This window comes from Actinoplanes sp. NPDC051633, from assembly GCF_040681735.1.
In the GTDB taxonomy this organism is placed as follows: domain Bacteria; phylum Actinomycetota; class Actinomycetes; order Mycobacteriales; family Micromonosporaceae; genus Actinoplanes.
In genome coordinates this window covers 1-5,052 of sequence record NZ_JBFAZH010000563.1, presented here as the reverse complement: position 1 = coordinate 5,052, position 5,052 = coordinate 1, and the positions used below count along the sequence as shown (strand labels likewise).

The 5,052-nt window shown below is 73.0% G+C and carries 7 protein-coding genes; 5 read left to right on the top strand and 2 right to left on the bottom strand.

What is annotated here, in order from left to right:
• From AB0M20_RS26650 to AB0M20_RS26640, 3 genes are all read left to right on the top strand, one after another.
• Positions 1-703: dihydrolipoamide acetyltransferase family protein (locus AB0M20_RS26650; RefSeq protein WP_364302697.1), on the top strand; the 703-nt coding region annotated here is incomplete at its 5' end.
• A gap of 30 nt (positions 704-733) precedes the next feature.
• Entirely contained in the window at positions 734-1,912 is a 1,179-nt protein-coding gene (locus AB0M20_RS26645) for a cysteine desulfurase-like protein (protein ID WP_364302695.1), read from the top strand.
• On the top strand, positions 1,909-2,214 hold the full coding sequence (locus AB0M20_RS26640) for an NIPSNAP family protein (protein ID WP_364302693.1): 306 nt from the start codon (positions 1,909-1,911) through the stop codon (positions 2,212-2,214). The genes AB0M20_RS26645 and AB0M20_RS26640 overlap by 4 nt, the downstream gene beginning before the upstream one ends.
• 16 nt (positions 2,215-2,230) lie before the next feature.
• Here AB0M20_RS26640 and AB0M20_RS26635 read toward each other — a convergent pair whose 3' ends face one another.
• Entirely contained in the window at positions 2,231-2,698 is a 468-nt protein-coding gene (locus tag AB0M20_RS26635; protein ID WP_364302691.1) for a GrpB family protein, read from the bottom strand.
• The gene (locus tag AB0M20_RS26630; protein ID WP_364302689.1) at positions 2,698-3,318 is read right to left on the bottom strand and encodes a helix-turn-helix domain-containing protein; all 621 of its coding nucleotides are present in this window, start codon (positions 3,316-3,318) and stop codon (positions 2,698-2,700) included. The genes AB0M20_RS26635 and AB0M20_RS26630 overlap by 1 nt, the downstream gene beginning before the upstream one ends.
• Positions 3,319-3,364: 46 nt before the next feature.
• Here AB0M20_RS26630 and AB0M20_RS26625 point away from each other — a divergent pair, with 46 nt between their 5' ends.
• Both AB0M20_RS26625 and AB0M20_RS26620 read left to right on the top strand, forming a co-directional pair.
• Entirely contained in the window at positions 3,365-4,084 is a 720-nt protein-coding gene (locus tag AB0M20_RS26625) for an SDR family oxidoreductase (protein WP_364302687.1), read from the top strand.
• A gap of 28 nt (positions 4,085-4,112) precedes the next feature.
• On the top strand, positions 4,113-5,052 hold a 940-nt coding region (locus tag AB0M20_RS26620; RefSeq protein WP_364302685.1), incomplete at its 3' end, for a WYL domain-containing protein.

Sequence of the window (5,052 nt, the reverse complement as noted above, 5' to 3'; positions counted from 1 at the left end):
GGTGGTGCGAGCCCTGGAAAAGGCCGCGGCGAGCCCGGCCGGACAGCGCCGCATCCCGCTCACCCCGCTGCGCAAGGCCGTCTCCGCGGCGCTCACCCGCAGCCGCTCGGAGATCCCCGAGGCGACGGTCTGGGTCGACGTCGACGCCACCGAGCTGTGGCGGCTGCGCGAGAACACCCGTACCCCGGACGACCCCGGCCCCGGCATCCTCGCCTACCTGGCGAAGTTCACGGTGTCGGCGTTGCGCCGCCACCCGGTCTTCAACAGCCGCATCGACGGCGACGACATCGTCGAGTACGACGACATCAACCTGGGCATCGCCACGAACACCCCGCGGGGCCTGGTCGTGCCGTCGGTGAGCCGGGCGCAGGCCCTGAGCCTGGCCGCGCTGGACGGCGAGATCCGCCGGGTCACCCGCGAGGGAGAAGGCCGGGGCAACGGCACGTTCACGCTGAACAACTACGGCGGCTTCAACGTCGACGGCAGCGCGGCGATCATCAACCATCCGCAGGTCGCCATCCTCGGCTTCGGCCGCATTCTGGAGCGCCCGTGGGTGGTCGGCGGCGAGATCACCGTCCGGCGGATCACCCAGATGTCGTTCGTCTTCGACCATCGCGTGTGCGACGGCGGGGAGGCGGCCGCGTTCATGCGCGAGGTGGCCGACGCGATCGAGAATCCGCTGCCGGCGATCGTCCGGTTCTGACAAGGGCCCGTGCCGTCATAGGGTCGGTGGATGATCGACGTCCCGCGGATCCGCGCCATGCACCCCGCCCTGGCCGAGGGCTTCGCCCACTTCGACGGCGCCGGCGGCACCCAGCCGGCCGAGTCGGTGGTGGCGGCGATCGCCGATGCCATGCGCACCGCGGTGTCGAACCGAGGAACCAACTTCGAGCCCGCGCGCCGGTCCGGTGAGATCGTGGCGGCGGCCCGCTCGGCGGTGGCCGACCTGCTCGGTGCGGATCCGGCCGGGGTGGTGTTCGGGCCCAGCGCCACGGCGCTGACCTATCTGGTGGCGCGGACCATGGCGCTGGGGCAGGGCGACGAGGTGGTGGTCTCGCGCCTCGACCACGACGCGAACGTCCGGCCGTGGGGGCAGACCGGCGCCACCGTCCGCTGGGCCGACGTCGACGTGAAGACCGGCGAGCTTCCGGTGGATCAGTACGCCGACCTGGTCGGGCCGCGCACGAGGGTGGTGGCGGTCACCGCGGCGAGCAACGCGATCGGGACGGTTCCGGCGGTGGCGTCGATCGCGCGGATCGCGCACGCGGCGGGTGCCCTGGTGTACGTGGACGGTGTGCACGCCACCGCGCACCGCCCGATCGACGTCGCGGCGATGGGCGCGGACTTCTACGTGACCAGCGCGTACAAGTGGTCCGGCCCGCACTACGCGACGGTGGTCGCCGACCCGGCGCTGTGGGAGACGCTGTCGCCGGCCAAGCTGCTGCCCTCGCCCGATCACGTGCCGGACCAGTTCGAGTTCGGCACGCTCAGCTTCGAGCTGCTCGCCGGGGTGACGGCGGCGGTCGATCACCTGGCCGGGCTCGCCCCGTCCCCGGGCGACCGCAGGTCACGGCTGGCGGCGAGCATGGCTGAGGTTGTCGCGTACGAGAACCGGCTGCTGGACCGGCTCCTGGCCGGACTCGCGGCGAACGACCGCGTGACGCTCTGCCCCGCGCCCGCCGACCGCTGCCCGACGGTCTCCTTCCGGCTCGACGGCCAGGCCCCGGCGGAAACCGCCCGGCTGCTCGGCGACCAGGGCATCTGCGTGTCGAACGGCGACTACTACGCGGCGGAGTACTTCATCGCGGCCGGCCTGCGGGACAGCGGCGGCGCGGTCCGGGCGAGCATCTACCACTACAACACCGAGGCGGAGATCGACCGCCTTCTGGCGGCGCTGGGGGCGTTGCGATGATCACCTGCGTGGTCGACTACGTGATCGATCCGGGGGAGATCGAAGCCTTCGAGCGCTTCGCCCGGCGCTGGATGGATCTCGTCAACCGCAACGGCGGGACCCACCACGGCTACTTCCTGCCGGCGGAGGGTGCCAGCGACCGGGCGCTGGCCCTGTTCAGCTTCCCGAGCCTGGCCGCCTACGAGCAGTACCGCACGCTCTTCGGCACGGATCCGGAGTTCGTGGAGGCCGACCGCATCCGCGACGAGAGTGGCTGCGTGCTGCGCTACGACCGCTCGTTCATGCGCCCGCTGCTGCCCTGAGACTCACAGCAGCGGCTCACAGCAGCGAGTCGAAGAACGCCGACTTGTGCCGCTCGTACTCGCCGGGGTCGTCGCGATGGCGGAGCTTGATGTCGTTGTACGCCTCGACCAGCGCCGGATCCGCGGCGAGCCGCTCCCAGGTGCGGGTGAAGCGCAGGTCGTGCTCGGACCCGGCGGGGGTGACCGCGACGCCGGTGGGCAGCGGCGCCTCGACCGCGAAGGTGGCGAGGGTGTCCTGCCAGATCTCGGGCAACACGACCTCGTAGACGTCGGTCAGGGCGGCCACGACCGGCCGGAAGTCGGGCGCCGCGACGCGCAGGTGCAGGTCGACGTCGCCTTTGGTCAGCGCGCCGGGCACGGAGCTGCCGCCGACGAGCAGCAACTCGTGCGGCTGAGCGAGCAGCTCGTCCAGCCGGGCCCGCTCGCGCCGGAGGATGGCGTGGGCGTCGTCGAGGAAGTCGGCGGCCGGCCGCAGCTCGGGCATCAGCGGCCCGGCATCCGGATGCCGGCGATCATGCGCTCCACCGTAGCGAGATCGCCGGTCAGGGTCATCGCGGTTATCGGTCGCCGGGCGGTCAGCACCTCGACGAACGTGTCGGGGCCGGCCTCGACGGTGGCGTCGGCGCGCGCGGACGTGTCGTCGGGGGCGACCTCGGCGCGGCCGCCGGCCAGCCGTGCCAGGTAGGCGCGTTCGCCCAGCAGGACCCGGACGAGGCCGGTCGCGGGGGAAGAGAAGTACGTCTGCAGGGTGAGCATCGCCGAGACGGCGCTGACCGGGCCGGCCGGCGGGCGTTCCGCGCGCAGCGCCCACGTGCCCAGGGCGGTCAGGATCGGGCGCAGCTCGGCGCCGTGCTCGGTCAGCTCGTACACCTGCGACGCGGCCGGCGGTGGCAGCTTGCGGCGCCGCACCACCCCGGCCGCCTCCAGGTCGCGCAGACGCTGGGACAGCACGTTGGGGCTCGCCGCGGGCAGCCCGGCCCGCAGGTCGCTGAAGCGCTGCGGCCCGAGGGTCAGCTCCCGGACCACCAGCAGCGCCCAGCGTTCGCCGATGAGGTCGAGCGCGTGCGCCACGCCGCATCCGTCGCCGTAGGTCCGATCGGCCATGGTCCTAACTCTGTACTAGACGGTTCTCTTCTGCAACTATGACGGCATGATGCTGGAGAACAGGGTGGCCGTGGTCTACGGCGGGAGTGGTGCGGCCGGCCGGGCGGTGGCGCGGGCCTTCGCGGACGAGGGGGCGATCGTCCACGCGCCGGGCCGGGAGGTGGACGCGCTCGACCCGGACGCCGTCGAGGCGGATCTGCGGGCGGTGGCCGGCGAGCACGGCCGCATCGATATCTCGATCAATCTCATCTCCGTCGACCACGTGCAGGGGGTGCCGCTGATCGACATGTCGCCGGCGGACTTCACGCGAGGGATCGAGGCGCGGCTGCACACGCACTTCGTTACCGCCACGGCGGCCGCCCGGCACATGGTCCGGCGCGGGTCCGGCGTCATCCTGATGCTCACCGCCGCCCCCGACCGCACGTCGATCCCGATGGCCGGCAGCTTCGGCGTGCAGTGCGCGGCGCTGGAGTCGTTCGCCCGTGCGCTCGCCGTCGAGCTGAGCCCGCGCGGCGTCCGGGTGGCGTGCGTGCGGTCGGCCGGTTCGCCCGATGCGGCCGGGGTCGACGAGGTGTTCGCGATGCACGCCGCCAACGCCGGCCTAACCCGCGATGCGTTCGACACCACCAAGGCGCGGGGTACGCTCCTCGGCCGCCTGCCCCGGCTGGCCGAGGTGGCACAGGTGGCGACGTTCCTGGCTTCGGACCGCGCCTCCGCGATGACCGGCGTGATCTCGAACGTGACGTGCGGCGAACTGCTCGACTAGGTTGAGTTCCGGACGATCAACTGCCGGAATGCGAGACGCCGTGGACAACGAGCCGAGCCCGACCGCCCGGGCCCTGTTGACGCTCGAGCTTCTCCAGGGCAATCCCGGCATCACCGCCGACCGGCTGGCCGGCAAGCTCGGCGTCTCGGACCGCGCCGCCCGCCGCTATGTCGAGATCCTCCGTGAGGCCGGCATCCCGATCGAGTCCGCCCGCGGCCCGTACGGCGGCTATCGGCTCGGACGCGGCCTGCGGTTGCCTCCGCTGATGTTCACCGCCACCGAGGCGCTCGGGCTGGTGATGGCCGTGCTCGACGGTCACCACGATCCGAACGACCCCACCGATCCGGTGGGCGGGGCGATCGGCAAGATCATGCGAGCGCTGCCCGGCCCGGTCGCGGCCCAGGCCGACGCGGTACGCCGCACCGCCGCGCCCGCCCCGGACCGCTCCGCCGCCCGTCCCGACACGACGATCACCACCGACCTGGTCACGGCCTGCTCGGCGCGCCGCCGGGTCCGGGTCGCCTACCGGTCCGACTCCGGGTCGGAGTGGACGGCCGAGATCGACCCGTGGGCGGTCGTGGTCCGGCACGGGCGGTGGTATCTGCTCTGCTGGTCGCACGCCGTGCAGGCCCGGCGCGCGTACCGGATCGACCGGATCCGCGGCGTCGATCAGTGCGACGAGCCCTTCGAGCCGCCGGCCGAGCTGGACCCGGTCGCGATGCTCGAGGAGCACCTGGCGGTGGGCTGGGACTTCGAGACCGAGGTGATCATCGACGCGCCCGCCGAGCGCGTCCGGCGGTGCCTGCCGCGCGCGCTCGGCGAGCTGCGGGACGAGGCCGCGGGCGGGTGCCGGCTGAGCGGCACCACGAGCAATCCCGTCTGGTACGCGGAACAGCTCGCGATGCTGCCCGCCCCGTACCGCATCGCCGGCGGCCCCGAGCTGCGGTCGGCGGCCCGCGAGATCGGCC